The sequence below is a fragment of the Rhodospirillaceae bacterium genome (assembly GCA_016712715.1).
GTDB lineage: Bacteria > Pseudomonadota > Alphaproteobacteria > Dongiales > Dongiaceae > Dongia.
In genome coordinates this window covers 479,662-495,496 of the sequence record JADJQM010000001.1, presented here as the reverse complement: position 1 = coordinate 495,496, position 15,835 = coordinate 479,662, and the positions used below count along the sequence as shown (strand labels likewise).

The 15,835-nt window shown below is 63.5% G+C and carries 13 protein-coding genes and 2 pseudogenes; 2 read left to right on the top strand and 13 right to left on the bottom strand.

What is annotated here, in order from left to right; genetic code table 11:
- Positions 1-63: 63 nt before the first annotated feature.
- The gene (rpsI, locus tag IPK59_02440; GenBank protein MBK8157685.1) at positions 64-561 is read right to left on the bottom strand and encodes a 30S ribosomal protein S9; all 498 of its coding nucleotides are present in this window, start codon (positions 559-561) and stop codon (positions 64-66) included.
- Positions 562-563: 2 nt separating this feature from the next.
- The gene (gene rplM / locus IPK59_02435) at positions 564-1,028 is read right to left on the bottom strand and encodes a 50S ribosomal protein L13 (GenBank protein ID MBK8157684.1); all 465 of its coding nucleotides are present in this window, start codon (positions 1,026-1,028) and stop codon (positions 564-566) included.
- Positions 1,029-1,267: 239 nt separating this feature from the next.
- Here rplM and IPK59_02430 point away from each other — a divergent pair, with 239 nt between their 5' ends.
- Positions 1,268-2,887: a methyltransferase domain-containing protein gene (locus tag IPK59_02430; GenBank protein ID MBK8157683.1), complete on the top strand. Its 1,620-nt coding sequence runs from the start codon at positions 1,268-1,270 to the stop codon at positions 2,885-2,887.
- A gap of 145 nt (positions 2,888-3,032) precedes the next feature.
- Here the strand turns inward: IPK59_02430 and IPK59_02425 are convergent, their stop codons facing one another.
- Positions 3,033-4,532: a M81 family metallopeptidase gene (locus IPK59_02425; protein MBK8157682.1), complete on the bottom strand. Its 1,500-nt coding sequence runs from the start codon at positions 4,530-4,532 to the stop codon at positions 3,033-3,035.
- A 132-nt stretch (positions 4,533-4,664) separates the two neighbouring features.
- Here IPK59_02425 and IPK59_02420 point away from each other — a divergent pair, with 132 nt between their 5' ends.
- A complete protein-coding gene (locus IPK59_02420; protein MBK8157681.1) occupies positions 4,665-5,711 on the top strand; it encodes a GGDEF domain-containing protein in 1,047 nt (348 codons plus the stop codon).
- On the opposite strand, the gene IPK59_02415 is transcribed toward IPK59_02420, so the two are convergent.
- From IPK59_02415 to IPK59_02370, 10 genes and pseudogenes are all read right to left on the bottom strand, one after another.
- Positions 5,706-5,951 carry a hypothetical protein gene (locus IPK59_02415; protein ID MBK8157680.1) on the bottom strand — a complete coding sequence of 82 codons (246 nt, stop codon included), beginning with the start codon at positions 5,949-5,951 and terminating at the stop codon, positions 5,706-5,708. The two genes, IPK59_02420 and IPK59_02415, sit on opposite strands and share 6 nt — an antisense overlap.
- A 394-nt stretch (positions 5,952-6,345) precedes the next feature.
- A complete protein-coding gene (locus IPK59_02410) occupies positions 6,346-7,134 on the bottom strand; it encodes a TPM domain-containing protein (GenBank protein ID MBK8157679.1) in 789 nt (262 codons plus the stop codon).
- Complete coding sequence (locus IPK59_02405; GenBank protein MBK8157678.1) at positions 7,128-7,955, bottom strand: TPM domain-containing protein; 828 nt, start codon at positions 7,953-7,955, stop codon at positions 7,128-7,130. The genes IPK59_02410 and IPK59_02405 overlap by 7 nt, the downstream gene beginning before the upstream one ends.
- Positions 7,956-7,964: 9 nt before the next feature.
- Entirely contained in the window at positions 7,965-8,570 is a 606-nt protein-coding gene (locus IPK59_02400; protein MBK8157677.1) for a LemA family protein, read from the bottom strand.
- A 23-nt stretch (positions 8,571-8,593) separates the two neighbouring features.
- Positions 8,594-9,238 (bottom strand): glutathione S-transferase family protein, encoded by a 645-nt coding sequence (locus IPK59_02395; protein ID MBK8157676.1) that lies wholly within the window; start codon positions 9,236-9,238, stop codon positions 8,594-8,596.
- Positions 9,239-9,250: 12 nt separating this feature from the next.
- Positions 9,251-10,974: pseudogene (ilvD, locus tag IPK59_02390) on the bottom strand (dihydroxy-acid dehydratase).
- Between the two features lie 123 nt (positions 10,975-11,097).
- Positions 11,098-11,580 carry a PAS domain-containing protein gene (locus IPK59_02385; protein ID MBK8157675.1) on the bottom strand — a complete coding sequence of 161 codons (483 nt, stop codon included), beginning with the start codon at positions 11,578-11,580 and terminating at the stop codon, positions 11,098-11,100.
- A complete protein-coding gene (locus IPK59_02380) occupies positions 11,577-12,215 on the bottom strand; it encodes a hypothetical protein (protein ID MBK8157674.1) in 639 nt (212 codons plus the stop codon). Before IPK59_02380 ends, IPK59_02385 begins: the two co-directional genes overlap by 4 nt.
- Positions 12,216-12,279: 64 nt before the next feature.
- Positions 12,280-14,931: pseudogene (locus IPK59_02375) on the bottom strand (valine--tRNA ligase).
- Between the two features lie 137 nt (positions 14,932-15,068).
- Positions 15,069-15,806, bottom strand: coding sequence for a DUF2497 domain-containing protein (locus tag IPK59_02370; GenBank protein MBK8157673.1), 738 nt, complete (start codon positions 15,804-15,806; stop codon positions 15,069-15,071).
- Between the last annotated feature and the right edge of the window lie 29 nt (positions 15,807-15,835).

Below are 15,835 nucleotides of genomic sequence, written 5' to 3'. Positions count from 1 at the left end.
GGGTGCGCAATGCGCACCCCTTTTGCCAAACCCCAGTGAAGTGGTCGGGGCTGGTAGACGCGCTTAGCGCTTCGAGAACTGGAAGCTACGGCGGGCTTTCGCACGGCCGTACTTCTTGCGCTCGACGGTACGGCTGTCGCGGGTCAGGAAGCCCTCTGCCTTCAACGCGCCACGCAGATCGGGCTCGAAGTAGGTCAGCGCCTTGCTGATGCCGTGACGCACGGCACCTGCCTGGCCCGACAGGCCACCACCGACGACGGTGACGACGACATCGAACTGGCCAGCGCGGTTCACGACGCCGAACGGCTGGTTGATCATCATGCGCAACACGGGGCGGGCGAAATAGACCGTCACATCGCGGCCGTTGACCTGGATCTTGCCGGAGCCCGGCTTGATCCAGACGCGGGCGATGGCGTCCTTGCGCTTGCCGGTCGCATAGGAGCGGCCCTGGGCATCGACCTTGCGCTCGTATTTGGGCGCGGCGACGGTCTCTGCAACCACGCCACGGGCGGCGGTACGGAGATCCTTCAGGTCAGTAATCTTCTGCGGTTCTTGCGCCATGATTACGCAATCCTCTTGTTCTTCGGGTTCATGCCGGCGACGTCGAGCGTCACGGGCGTCTGGCCCTCATGCGGGTGCGCCGTGCCGGCATACACGCGCAGGTTCTTCATCTGGGCACGGCCGAGCGGTCCACGGGGGACCATGCGCTCGACGGCCTTGATGATCAGGCGTTCGGGATGCTTGCTGCTGAGGATCTTGCCCCAGGAACGCTCCTTGATGCCGCCCGGATGACCGGTGTGGTAATAGAAGATCTTGTCTTCCAGCTTCTTGCCGGTGACACGGACCTTCTCCGCGTTGATGATGATGATGTTGTCACCGCAATCGACATGCGGCGTAAAGGTGGTCTTGTGCTTGCCGCGGAGGTGATTGGCGACGATCGACGCCAGTCGACCCAGAACGACGCCTTCGGCATCGATCAGGACCCACTTCTTCACTACCTCGGCAGGCTTCGCGGAAAAGGTCTTCATGACACTTCACTCAAGCGTTATTGCCGTCGAAGGGACCGCCCCTTCGCTCTCGCAGCGGGTGATAAAGGGAGTGGCGCCGGCTGTCAACGGCTTTGTTGCGGTTGCTGTTCTAGTCACTCAACAAAATCAATCACTTAACAGAGCGGTATCCAGATACCATCAAGTATCGTCATGGAGTTCTGGACTTTTTACGATCGCCTGTCAATTATGCTGCAAATCAATCACTTAAGGTAGGGACGGTGCCCAAAGTGACCCTCGCGGCGCTCTCGAACGAGACGCTGAACCAGCAATTCATGCCCAGAATCGCAGTCCCTGATCACGAAAAGTGGCTGGCGGAAGACCTGGAATTGTCCGCCAAGGTCCGTGCCCGGCCCGGTGCCCGGCTCGATATCGCCTATGGCCCAGGGCCGCGGCAGAAGCTGGATATCTTCCCGGCCGCGAAACCGGATGCGCCGATCCTGGTCTGGATCCATGGCGGCTATTGGCGGGCTCTCTCCAAGGAGCACTACACCAGCATCGCCCCGCCGCTGCTGGAGGCGGGTGCCGCCGTGGTGCTGGTGGGCTATGACCTCTGCCCGAGCATCACCTTGTCCGAGTTGCTGGCGCAGACAAGGGCTGCCCTGCGCTGGCTGCGTGGGCATGCGGCGGAAATGGGGGGCGATCCCGACCGACTGATCCTTGCCGGAAATTCCGCCGGCGCTCATATTTGCGCCATGGCCCTGCAACATGATTGGACGGGCGAGACGTTCCCCGTTGAGAGCATCCGCGCCGCCGCCCTGATTACCGGTATCTACGATCTGGCCCCCGTCCCGCTCATCCCGGTGCAGGATGAGGTGCGCCTGACGCCGACCGATGTGGCACAGCTGTCGCCCATGCTGCTGCCGATCCGCGCCAGGGCAAAATGCCTGGTCGCGGTCGGTGGTGACGAGCCGGAGCTGTGGATCGGCCAGTCGCGCGACTATCAGGCCAAGCTCAGGGAAGCGGGTGTCGATAGCACGCTGATGGTGGTGCCGCAGCGGCATCATTTCTCGATCACCCGCGATCTTGCCAATCCCGGCGCCCCCCCTCACCCAGGCAGTCATCGCGCTCCTCGATTCATGACCGATTACAACCGCACACCCAGCGCCATCTATGACAGGATCGGCAGCGGCTATGACCGCACGAGGCGCGCCGATCCGACGCTTGCCAGCGAGATCGCCAAGTTGCTGCAAGTCGAGTTTCCGCAGCCTGTGCTCGATATCGGCTGCGGCACCGGCAACTATACGATCGCGGTCGCCGACCGGAACGTGGTCACCATCGGCCTCGATCAATCGACGCTGATGCTGCGGCGGGCACGCGCGAAGGAACCGCGTCTCGACTGGATCGCCGGCCAGGCCGAGGCCCTGCCCTTCGCCGACCGGAGCTTCGCCGGCGCCTTCTGCACCATGACCCTGCACCATCTTGATGATTTCAACGCGGTGTTCTCGGAAATCGCCCGGGTGCTGAAACCGGGCGGCCGCTTCGTCGCCTTTACTGCTTTGCCGGAACAGGCGGAGAAGTTCTGGCTCAATGCCTATTTCCCGGAACTGATGCGCCGCGCGGTCGAGCGCATGCCGAGCCGGGAGCGCATCGAGGCATCGCTTTCGGTTGCGGGCCTGAAACTTGCGGAACTGGTGCCGTTCAACGTACCCGAGCGGCCGGTGGACTTCGTGCTCTATTGCGGCAAGCACCGGCCGGAGCTTTATTTCGATGCCAAGGTGCGCGGCAATATTTTCGCCTTCACCGCCCTCGACCTCGCGCAGGAAGTGGGGCCAGGGCCTTGCGCGACTGGACGAGGATCTGAGCACCGGACACTTCGCCGCAGCAACCGCACCCTATAGCGATGCGCTGGGCGATTACGTGCTGCTGGTAGCGGAGAAGGCCAAGTAAGCCCCCTCACCCCGACCCTCTCCCCGCAAGCGGGGCGAGGGAGTTTCCACCGAGTTCGATCCATAGCCCCTCGCCCCTATGGGGTGAGGGGAACTCTTAGCCGGCAAAGGCCTCGCCGAGCGGCATCAGGCGCAGGCCTTTGCGCAGATGCTTGTAGGGCAGCGCGCGATTGTCGACCGGGTTGTCACCGGCCGCCGCCACGATCAGGATCTCTTCGGCGATCGGCTGGAAATCGGCGCGAAAATGCACCGAGCTCTTCAACGCGAGGATCTTGGCCTCGGTCGGCTCGACGCCGACATGGCGCAGCATCGCCTGGTCAGCAGCCTGCTGCTTCCGGCTGGTGACGACGATCCTGGTGCCGCCGATACCAAGCAGGGCCATCGGCCCCAACTGCATGTGATTGCCGCGATAGAAGGGGCCGGTCGCCTTGAAGCTGCCGTCGCCCAGGGCCAGCACCTTGAAGCGACCACGGAATTTCTCCAGCCCCGGCGAGCCGCACCAGGCGCCGATGCCGCGCTCGAAGGTGCCATGAAGGCCGGTTTCATGGGCGATGCGCGCCGTCTCGGGATCATAAAGATTGGCGAAGATAGCGCCTTCGGCCTGCAGGCTGACAAGGGCTTCAAGCAGATCGACGGAGTCCGAATTGCCGCCGGCGCCGGGGTTGTCCTGGGTATCGGCCAAAATGATCGGCCGGCCGGCTGTATGGCTCTTGGCGATCGCATAGCGGACCGCCTCGTCCTTCTGCCAGATTTTGCCGGCGAAGTCCTTCTCGGCCGCATTGACCATGCCGATCAACCGGTCGGCTTCCAGCTCAGCCTGTGCCGCGTTCTCGGCATAGGTGACAATGGCCGGACCGCATTCGGCGATATCGGCGGGGGGAAAACCGAAAGCAAAGGAGGCACTGACGGCACGACCCGGCGCCTCGGCCTCACCCACCACACGGTAGAGCGCGGCGGCCGGGTTGATGAGCGTGCATTGCCAAGGCAAGGGCACCAGGAAGTCGGCGCGGCGCATGGCCTTGGCCAGCGGCCCGTGGCGCAGCAGCCGGTCGAGAAGATCGGCCGAGCGGGCGCCGGTCTCAGCGAGGTCGACATGCGGATAGGTCCGGCAGACGACCAATGCTGAGGCATGGCGCAGCATGCGCTCGGTGAGGTTGGCGTGGAGATCGAGGCTCACCACGATCGGCAGGGCCGGGCCGACGATGGCGCGGATACGTTCCAGCAGTTCGCCCTCCCCGTCCTGGTGATGCTCGGTCACCATGGCGCCGTGGAGGTCGAGATAGAGCGCATCGAGCTTCGATTGCTGGCCGATCATGTGCAGGAGGTCGGCGGCGATGCGTTCAAACGTCTGGCGTTCGACATGGGCCGAGGGCGAGGCCGAGCACCACAGCAATGGGATGAGGTCATGGCTCAGGGCCTTGGCCTGGTCGATGAAGCCCGGCAGAGGGAGGTTGATGCCACGGAAGGTCTCGAACAGGGCATCGCCCCTGGTCAGGCCCGGCCAGCCATCGGCCTGCTCGAAATCGGCATAGCTCGCCTTCACCGGGGCGAAGGTGTTCGTCTCATGCTGGAAACCGCCGATCGCAATCCGCGCCATGTCTCAAATTCCTTCAACGCATATCTATCCGGGGACAACCATGAAGATTTTGGGAAGATAATCAACTCTTGGCGCAGCAGGGGCTTTGTGAAATCCTCACGCGCTGCCGGGTATAGGGGACAACGACTCGCAATGGCTCAAGCACCAATCTTCATGATTGAGGACGTCGATACGGCGACTCAACATGCAGCCACGGCCATCGCCGAGATGGCAATGCGGGAAATCTCGCCCACACCCGGCAATTTTTGCGTCTGGTACAATTATCTGGCGGGCTCGGTGCCAGATCTGAAGCGCGACCTCGATGCCCTGCTGCTGAGCGGCAAGACCATCTCGTCGAGCAATATCCAGGAGCTGTTCGACAAATACTTCCGCGAGCAAAGTGCCGAAGAGCGAATGCAGCAGACCGGCGACGAGCTGCAGACCACCCTGGCAGACGTCATTCGTCAGGTGGCGCAGGCGGGTCTTGATGCCAATGAGTTCGGCAAGACCCTGACCAAGGCCAGCGGGTCGCTCGGCACCGGGCGGATCGAGGCCGGCGCCATGCGCGACCTGGTCGGCGAACTGATCAACGCCACCAAGCTCATCGGCCAGAAGAACCAGGCGCTGGAAGCGCAGTTGAAGCAGAGCTCGGGCAAGATCACCGCCTTGCAGACGCGGCTCGATGCGGCGCGGCGCGATGCGCTCACCGATGCCTTGACCGGTATTGGCAACCGCAAGAGCTTCGATCTCTCGATCCAGTTCCGCGCGCAGCAGGCGACCGAGCAGCGATCAGATCTCTGTCTGATGATGATCGACATCGACCATTTCAAGAAGTTCAACGACAGTTTCGGGCACCGTGTCGGCGACCAAGTGCTGAAGCTGGTCGGCAGCAAGCTGAAGCAGGCGATCACCGGACAGGACAGTGCTGCGCGTTATGGAGGCGAAGAATTCGCGGTGCTGATGCCGCTCACCAAGATGTTCGATGCCGTCGACAAGGCGGACAAGTTCCGGGTGGCACTTGGCGCCCAGTCCCTGAAGAACCGCACCACCGGCCAGGTCTATGGCGCCGTCACCGTCTCGGTCGGTGTTGCGCGCTATCGCCTCGGGGAATCGCTGGAGAGCTTCGTGACCCGGGCCGATCAGGCGCTCTACCGCGCCAAACATGAGGGCCGCAACCGGGTGGTAGCCGAGGCCTCATAACTGGATAAGGCGATTGCCGAGTTCGTTGCGGGGCTTTCCGTCGCTGGGAAAATGCGTGGCGAGGATGGTGCCCAGGGCCGCGATCGCCCCTTGATACCCCGCCTCCACTGCACCCGCCCGAACCTCGCCCGAGAAGGCATCGACGATGGCCTGCCATTCGCCCGGCGTGACGCGGCCATGGATGCCGCGATCGGCGATGATCTCGACATGATGCTCGGCCAGGCTCACGAAGAACAGCACCGCGTTGCGCTCGGCGGTGTCGGTGAGGCCCTTCGTTCAAAAAGATGGCCCGAGCGAGACGTCGTGCCGCTTCGGCCTTGAGGGAAGCAGGCGTCAGCCAGTCACCGAGAGGTGTCAGCTCAAGGAGCGCCAGCAGTACTAGAAAGACGGCGAACTCCGCCAGCAGCACATCGCCCGTGCTGGACCAGGGCAGCAGCAGCCAGGCGAGGAAGCCGGCCAGGAACGCACCGATCGTGGCGAGGGCCAGGCCGGTGACGCGGTATTCGCCGGCACGCCGGGCGATGACCGCCACCAGTTCGGCCCGCGATTGCTGTTCCACCGCCGCGATGGCCGCCTCGATGCGTTGTCGCGCTTGTTCGCCGATCATGCCTGATACCTCATTCCGATTGCCGCCTTACCACTTGCCACTGGCGCCACCGCCGCCGAACGAGCCGCCACCACCGGAGAAGCCACCGCCGGAACGGCCACTGCTTGAACCATAGGAACCGGAACGCGATCCTGAGCGACTGCTGGCCTCGACATACCAGACATAGCGCCGACGCTTCTTGTCCCAACGGCGGCGCAGGCTCAGCAGGAAGGAGATGGCAAAGAAGCAACCGACAGCCGCGAAAGGCACCAGATTCTCAGCCATGTTCTGCCAATCGATGGCATCACTGGATGCAGTCGTCTGTGCCGGCACCCGTTCGGCACCGCTCAGGACCGCGAGGATCGCCTCGAGGCCCGCCCGGACCCCGCCTTCCATGTCACCACGCTTGAACAGCGGGATGACGTCGGACTGGATGATGGCATTGGCGGTGGCATCGGTGAGATCGCCTTCCAGCCCGTAGCCCACCTCGATGCGCAATTCGCGGTCATTGGGGGCCACTAGGAAGACGATTCCGTTATTCTTGCCCTGCTGGCCGATTCCCCAGCTTCGCCCCAGCATCAGCCCCCAATCCTCGATCGGCCGACCCATGAGGTCGGGCAAGGTCACGATCACGATCTGGTTGGTCGTAGATTGTTCATGCGCCTCGATGCGCGCCGACAGGGCCGCCTCGGTGGCGTCCGAGAGAATGTTCGCACGGTCGATGACGCGGCCGGTCAGGGCCGGCAGCGGCGGATCCTCGGCACGCGCCAGGCCGCCCATGACCATGACGAGGGTCGCCAGAAGAATGAGAAAATGACGCAGGCGGATTGTCACCATTTGCCGCTCGCTCCCCCGCCGCCAAAGGAACCGCCACCACCTCTGAAGGAAGAGCCGCTGCTGCTAGATGAGGAGGAGCCGAAGCTTATCGAATTCGAACTGGAACTTGAACCTGATCCTGAATTCCAGGTCCAACCGCCATGGTTGTTGTTGTCGAATACACTGTCCGATCGTTCGTCGGGGCGCGCAGGGTAGACCTGCTCACGCCGGGTACCGATGCTCATCACCATGCCGATAAGAACAAGGACGGCCATGCCGCCGAACAGAACGACGATAATCACATTGCCATACCTGAACGGCGCCGAAACTGCGGGCACAGGGACGCTCGGATCGACGATCACGCGCTCGAGGGCGCCGATGGTGGCGTCGAGACCCGTCGCATAACGTCCCTCGCGCGCCGCCGGCAGCATGTAGCGCTGGATGATCTGGTGCGCCGTGGCGTCGGTGACGCGACCTTCAAGTCCGTAGCCGACCTCAATGCGGATCTCGCGATCCTTGGGTGCGAGGACAATGACGATGCCATCATCCTTGCCGGGACGGCCGATCTTCCAGGTGCGGCCGAGGGCCAGCCCCCAGCTTTCAATCGAATAGCGGCCAAGGTCGGGCAGGATCGCCACGACGATCTGGGTCCCGGTCTTCTGCTCGACCTTAGCCAATTGGGTCGTGAGGTCGCGCTCGGCGGCGCTGGTCAGCACATCAGCGAGATCGACCACGCGGCCGGTGAGCGGCGGTACGACGGGATCGGCGTTGGCGGCCGGCAGACCCAGCAGCACAAAGAGCGCCGCGAGCCACAGGTATCTGAGGGCGACCGATATCGGCAAGGCGAGCGCCTAATTGCCGCTGGTGCCGAAATCGACGGTGGGCACTTCCTGCTTGGCCGGTTCGACCTGGAGCTGCTGCATCGGCTCTCGGTCGCTGTAGAGGAAGCTCTTCCACAGTACGCCGGGGAAGGTCTTCAGCTCGGTGTTATAGATGCGCACGGCGTCGATGTAATCCTTGCGCGCAACCGCGATGCGGTTCTCGGTGCCTTCGAGCTGCGATTGCAAGGTCTGGAAACCTGCGGTCGCCTTGAGGTCCGGATATTTCTCGGCCACCACCATCAAGCGCGAGAGCGCCGAGGTGAGCGCGCCCTGATTGGTTTCGAAGGCGCGCATGGCATCGGGATTGGTGAGGAGGTCGGTCGGCAATTGCATCGTGCCGACCTTGGCCCGTGCCTGCACCACAGCTTCGAGCGTCGATTTCTCGAAATCGGCGGCACCCTTCACAGTCGCCACCAGATTGGGCACCAGATCGGCGCGGCGCTGATACTGGTTGAGCACCTGCGCCCAAGTCGCCTTGGCGACTTCTTCCTGGGATGGAATCTTGTTGATTCCCGTGAAGGCCCAGATCAGCAGCAGGGCAAGCAGACCCAGGATCGCAAAGCCAGCAAAACGCATTAGAGCACTCCAGATAAAAGGGGTTAGGCTTTCCAATGCGGCGGGGTGGTCCGCTCGAAATACGGCAAGGCTTCGATGCGGTTCATCCAGGCACCGACTTTCGCAGGCATGCTGGTGCGCGCAATTCCGAGGCCCGGCGACCGTTCATCGGCGCGTTGCGCGAGTCGCACATAGGGATAGGCAGCAAAATCGGCCAAGCCCAGATCGCCGGCCAGGAAATCCCCTTTCAGGCAACTCTCCAGGCGGTCGAGTTCATCCATCATCATCTTCTTGGCATTGGCCGTCCGTTCGGCCGTGCGCTCAGCCGCCGTCAGATAGACCGCCTGCTCCATCAGCTCGCTGCTCGCAGCCTGCAAATAGTTGTCAGCCTCGTTGACCATGCGGCGCACGGTGGCGCGTGCCTTCACATCCTTGGGCAGCAGCGGCTTTTCCGGATAGCGCTCCTCAAGATATTCGATGATGGCCGAGGATTCCCAGAGCGGGAAGTCACCATCAAGAATGGCGGGCACGCGGCCGCGCGGATTGATGGCCAGGAATTCCGGTGTCTTGGTGTCGTTGTTGTCGAAGCTCAAGCGCTTCGCCACAAAGGGAATGCCCTTGTGCTCGAGCGCCAGCCAGACCTTCCAGGCATAGGGCGAACCGGAACCGAAAAAGAAAGTTAGCGACATGGGTGTTTTCCTTCAGATGTCAGCGAAGCAATGGGTTTCGGCAGCGCCACCGGGATGGGTGACGGCGCCCTTCTCGGCCGTGCCGACCGTCTGGGCATAGCGCCACAGGGCGCCAGATTGATAGTCGGTCCGGCGCGGCTGCCAGCTCTTCCGGCGCTCAGTCAGCTCGGCGTCGGTGAGAGCCACCGAGATGTCGCCAGTTTCAGCATTGATGGCGATGATGTCGCCGTTCTCGACAGCAGGCCGATCGGGCCGCCCACCGCCGCTTCCGGGCCGACATGGCCGATGCAGAAGCCGCGGGTGGCGCCGGAGAAGCGGCCATCGGTGATCAGCGCCACCTTGTCGCCCATGCCCTGGCCATAGAGGGCCGCCGTGGTCGAGAGCATCTCACGCATGCCGGGGCCGCCGCTTGGGCCCTCGTAGCGGATGACCAGCACCTCGCCTTCCTTGAACTGCGCTGGTCGACCGCCTCGAAGCATCCTCCTCGCAATCGAACACCCGGGCGGGGCCGGTGAACTGCAGGCGCTTCATGCCGGCGATCTTCACGATCGCCCCCTCGGGCGCCAGCGTGCCCTTCAGCCCGACGACGCCGCCGGTTTTGCTGATCGCCTTCTTGACCGGGAAGACGACGTCCTGCCCGGTGGGGATCTTCACCCCGCGCACGTTCTCGGCGATGGTCTTGCCGGTCACCGTGATGCAGTCCCCGTGGATGTGGCCGGCGTCGAGCAGCGCGCGGATCACGATCGCCGACGCCACCCACATCGTGCATGTCCTTGGCGACGTAGCGCCCACCGGGCTTCAGGTCGGCGATGTAGGGCGTGCTCGCGGATGATCTTGGCCACGTCATGCAAGTCGAACTCGATGCCGGCCTCGTGCGCCATCGCCGGCAGGTGCAGCGCGGCGTTGGTCGAGCCGCCGGTCGCAGCCACGACCGCCGCCGCGTTCTCCAGCGACTTCCGCGTCACGATATCGCGCGGCCGGAGGCTGTGCGATCAGCCCATCACCGCCTGGCCGGACGCCTCGCCCAAGGCGTCGCGGCTTTCATAAGGCGCCGGCGCGCCGGCGGAGCCCGGAATGGCAAGGCCGATCGCCTCGGAGACGCAGGCCATGGTGTTGGCGGTGAACTGGCCGCCGCAGGAACCGGCCGAGGGACAGGCCACGCATTCGATGTCGTGGAGGTCGGCGTCGGAGATCTTGCCGGCCGAGTGCTGGCCGACGCCCTCGAACACCTCGACCACGGTCATGTCCTTGCCCTTGTAGCGGCCGGGCAGGATCGAGCCGCCATAGAGGAAGACCGAGGGCACGTTGAGGCGGATCATCGCCATCATCAGCGCCGGCAGGGTCTTGTCGCAGCCGGCCAGGCCGACCAGCGCGTCGTAGCAGTGGCCGCGCATGGTCAGCTCGATCGAGTCCGCGATCACCTCGCGGCTGATCAGCGACGACTTCATGCCGGCATGGCCCATGGCGATGCCGTCGGTCACGGTGATGGTGGTGAATTCGCGCGGGGTGCCGCCCGCCGCCTTGACGCCCTTCTTCACCGCCTGGGCCTGGCGCGCCAGGGTGATGTTGCAGGGCGCGGCTTCGTTCCAGGTCGTCGCCACGCCGACGAAGGGCTGGCCGATTTCCTTCTCGGTCATGCCCATGGCGTAATAATAGGAGCGGTGCGGCGCGGATTGGGGACCGACCGAGACGTAGCGGCTGGGCAGTTTCGACTTGTCGAAGCGGGCGCCGGTCATGGGATCCTCGTCAGCAGGCTGGCTACAGGGCTGGATCTGTCGCCACGATAGTGGCGCGTGGGGCGTTGGACCACAGGTTTTTCTGCATGGGCCAGCATCGGAATGGTGCCGGCACGGCACCTGTCAGATCAGCATCTTGTTGTCGGCCCCCGGGCGCCCGCCGGGAATGACCGCCACCATCAGCCGCTGCACAATCCGGTCCGTGCCCAAGGGCAGGATCAGGGTTTCCTCGGAGAAACTCTGTTTGTCGAAGGCGCCGCGCTTGCGATAGGCATAGGGGGCAACACCATCCACCACCTTGTCGTAGGTGCCTGCCACAAAGTCGCAATATTCCTGCATGCCGAGTTGGTCGAGATATTTGCCGGTGTAGTCCATGCCGGAAAGCGAGGCCAGGATCGAGCCGTCGAGCCGGAACAGATAACGACGGGGTTTCGCTTCGACGTCGACCAGCGTCACATAGCCGAGGATGAACTTGAATTCGCCGGGATCGATGGCGGAGGGTTCCGGCATCACGGCCTGCCCGCATTTCTGCCGCCAATAGGCGAGCAGCCGGACCAAGCGCTGATCCTCCAGGGTATCGAGGCAGGTTTCCGGAATCTCGGTCATGGTTCGGTTAGTGCCCATTCGGCGTCGGTCGCCGGCGTCGCGCGCGAGAGCGGCTGCAGGGGCAATTGCATGAGGTAGAACACGGAGACCGGCGACATGTCGCTGATGATGAAACTGAACTCCGCGGTTTCACCGGGTGCCACCGTGCTGCCGCTGAAGCCCAGCGTATCTTCGGGTTCGTCGAAGCGCTGCAGATCGGCAAAATTGCTGCGCGTATAGCTGGTGCCAATGAAGGAATTCTGCCCGAAACTAAGGCCATCGCTGTAGGGCGAATGGCGGGTCGTCACCTCGCGCAGCTCCATCTGGTAGTTGCGCCACTCGCGGCCGCTCTTGTTGATGACGATCTTCTTCATGGCGAAGGCCGAGACATGCTGGGAGCCGATGCGATTGCCGAAATCGCGGCCGAAATTGCGGATGGTGAGGGCGATGGCGCGATCGCCCGTCACCTCCTCGACCACCACGAAGGGATCGTCGAGGGTGCCGCTACCGCTGACCGAGACGAGGTTGAAGCCGCCAAGCTCGTCGGAAAAGACCAGGCCGGCATGGGCAATCGGCGCAGCGCCGGACACCGCCGGAACGCCCGGCAAAAAGATGGAGAGGGCCACGAGGCCCAAAGCGAGGCATGACGGGCGCATGCCACCATTATGGCGGCTGGCCCTATCCTCGCAAGCCCCCGATTGCCGCTTCAGCTTATGGGCGTCAGATCGCCGCCAGGCGCTCCATGGCCTGGGCCAGCTTGTCCCGGGTCTGCTGGATTTCCGCCAGCTTTTCGCGCTGTTCGGCGACCACGTCCGGGTCCGCCTTGGCGACGAACTGCTCGTTGCCGAGCTTGCGGGCGATCTTGTCGGCGTCGGCGGCAGCCTTGTCGAGGTCCTTTTTGAGGCGCGCCCGTTCCTTGTTGACGTCGATGACGCCGGCCAGCGGCAGCAGGATGGTGGCTTCGTCGAGGACGATCTGGGCTGCCCCCTTGGGGCCGTCGCCTGTCACTAGATCGATCCGGTCGATGCGCGCGAGGCGCCGGATGAGATCGCCATAGGCCGAGAGGCGACCTTGCGTCCGGGCATTCGCGTCGCGCAGCTGGATTGGCACCTGGGCGCCGGGCGGCACGTTCATCTCGGCTCGCAGCGTGCGGATCTCCGAGACCAGGCGGATGACCCAGTCGAAATCGGCGCCGGCCTCATGATCGACCGGCAGTTTTGAGAAATCGGGCCAGGGTTCGCCGATCAGTTTGCGGGTGTTGCCGTCGCCAAGCTTGCGGCCACATCCTCGGTGATGAAGGGCATGAAGGGATGCAGCAGGTGCAGCAATTGTGCCAGCACCCAGGCGGTGCAGGCGCGGGGCTCGGCGTTCAGCGGTTCATCCTCGCCCTGATGATCGGCTTGGTGAATTCGACATACCAATCACAGAATTCGTTCCAGATACAGCGATAGAGGGCACCCGCCGCATCGTTGTAGCGGAACTGCGCCATGGCGTGGTCGATCGCCTGCGCACAGGCGGCCAGGCGCCCGATCATCCAGCGGTTGACGGCGGCGGTCACCTTGGCTGGGTCGAAATCCGGATCAGCCCTGCATTCGTTCATGAGGCAGAAGCGCGTGGCGTTCCACAGCTTGGTCGCAAAGTTGCGATAGCCTCGACGCGGCTTTTGCCTGACATCTTGATGTCGCGGCCCTGGGCCGCCAGCGCGGTCAGGGTGAAGCGCAAGGCATCGCAGCCATATTTGTCGATGAGGTCCAGCGGATCGATGACGTTGCCCTTAGACTTCGACATCTTCTGGCCATGCTCGTCGCGCACGAGGGCATGGATGTAGACCGTCTTGAACGGCACATCGCCCATGAAGTGCATGCCCATCATCATCATGCGGGCGACCCAGAAGAAGATGATGTCGAAACCAGTGACAAGAACATCGCCCGGATAATAGCGCAGCAGTTCGGGTGTCTGTTCCGGCCAACCAAGGGTCGAGAACGGCCACAGGGCCGAGGAGAACCAGGTGTCAAGCACGTCAGGATCGCGGGCAAGGTCGACATCTTTGCCGTAATGCTTCTGCGCGGCGGCCTTGGCTTCCGCTTCGTCATGCGCGACGAAGATCTCGCCATCCGGACCGAACCAGGCCGGGATCTGATGGCCCCACCAGAGCTGGCGCGAGATGCACCAGGGCTGGATGTTGCGCATCCAGTCGAAATAGGTGTTTTCCCATTGCTTGGGCACGAAGACGGTCTTGCCCTCCTCCACCGCCTTGATCGCCGGCTGCGCCAGCTTATGCGCGTCGCAATACCATTGATCGGTGAGCCAGGGGTTCGATGACGACGCCGGAGCGGTCGCCATAGGGCAGTTGCAGGACATGGTCGTCGATCTTCTCGACGAGGTCGAGCGCGGTGAGGTCTTCCAGCACCATGTCGCGCGCCTTGAAGCGATCGAGGCCGCGATACTTCGCTGGCACGTTCTCATTGAGCTTCGCGTCGCGGTCGAAGATGTTGATCATCGGCAGGCTGTGGCGCTTGCCGACTTCAAAGTCGTTGAAATCGTGGGCGGGGGTAATCTTGACCGCCCCCGAGCCGGTTTCGGGATCGGCATGTTCGTCGGCCACGACCGGGATCGGCCGGTCGCAGAGCGGCAGCAACACGTTCTTGCCGATCAAATCCTGATACCGCGCATCCTCGGCATTCACGGCGACGGCGGTATCACCCAGCATCGTCTCCGGCCGCGTGGTCGCGACCACCAGGAAGCGGCCGGGCTGGCCTTCGACCGGATAGCGCAAATGCCACAACTTGCCCTTCGTCTCCTTCTGCACCACTTCGAGATCGGAGATCGCGGTGTGGAGCTTCGATCCCAATTCACCAGGCGCTTGTCGCGGTAGATGAGGCCTTGGCGGTAGAGTTCGACGAACACCTTGCGCACGGCGTTGTTGAGGCCTTCGTCCATGGTGAAGCGTTCGCGCGGCCAATCGGGCGAGGCGCCGAGACGGCGCAACTGGCGCGTGATGGTGCCGCCGGATTCAGCCTTCCACGCCCAGACCTTTTCCAGGAATTTCTCGCGGCCGAGATCGGCGCGCTTGACGCCCTGCTCGGCCAGCTGCCGCTCGACCACCATCTGTGTAGCGATGCCGGCATGGTCGGTGCCGGGCTGCCACAGCGCGTCCTTGCCCTTCATGCGCTGATAGCGGGTGAGGATATCCTGCAGCGTGAATGTCAGCGCATGGCCCATATGGAGGCTGCCCGTCACGTTGGGCGGCGGCATCATGATGGTATAGGGGACCTTGTTGGAGGTCGCATGGGCGGCAAAGGCCCCGGACTGCTCCCAGGCATCGTAATGCTTCTTCTCAACCTCGGCGGGTTGGAACGTCTTTTCCAGCATCGCTGGGGCACCCTTATTCCTGGAGTATTTCAAGCTTTGGCGGGAGTTATAACGATCCCGGCGCGCCAGTCAAACCGAGGGCCATGGGAGGGCTATCACCCGGATCTGTCGGTTGGGAAAAGAGGCGGAACGGCTGTTTAGCTGAGTTCGGCCTTGCGCGAGAGGCGCTCGACCTCACGCCGTACCAGGCGTTCGACGATTTCCTGAAGATGTTCGTCGAGCCAGTCCTTGAGCATCGGCTCGATCGCCTGACGTACCAGGGTCTCGACCAGCAACCCATCAAGGGAGGTGGCGCGGGACGAACTGGTGGTCTGCGGCTTCCTGGCCATCAGTTGCGCCATGGTGGCGGCGCTGGCGGCAGCGACATCGGGCGAGATCAGGTCGCTGTCCATTGGGATATCGGCCGCCTCGGACGGGCTTGGCCGGCCTGGTTGGACCGGTTCACCGTCATCGGCGGCAGCGCCCTGTGCGACGGGTGCCGGTTCGACCACGTCGAATTCGATGTCGGCGGGACTTTCCTCGGGAACGGCTGCGACCGGTTCTGGCAAGGGTGCTGGTTCCGGCAGCGGTTCGGGTTCGGGCAAGGGTTCCGGCTCAGGCATCGGAGCCGGTGCGGGCGCTTCGGCCTTGGCTGGCGGCGGCGGTGCGACGGGTGCTGGTGCCGCCTCTTCCTTGAGTTCCACAACGTTGCTTTCGCCCACGACCATATCGGTCAGGACGAGCGCGTCGTCATCCTCTTCCTCTTCCGCGGCATGGCCATTGACGGCCGGCGCCGCGGGTTCTTCCTTCGGCTCGCCGTCTTCGGAGATGATGCGCCTGATGGAGGCGAGAATCTCCTCCATCGACGGTTCTTGATTGCCCTTGGCGTCCGACATTCACCAATCCCTGACCGGGTCACTCTGGC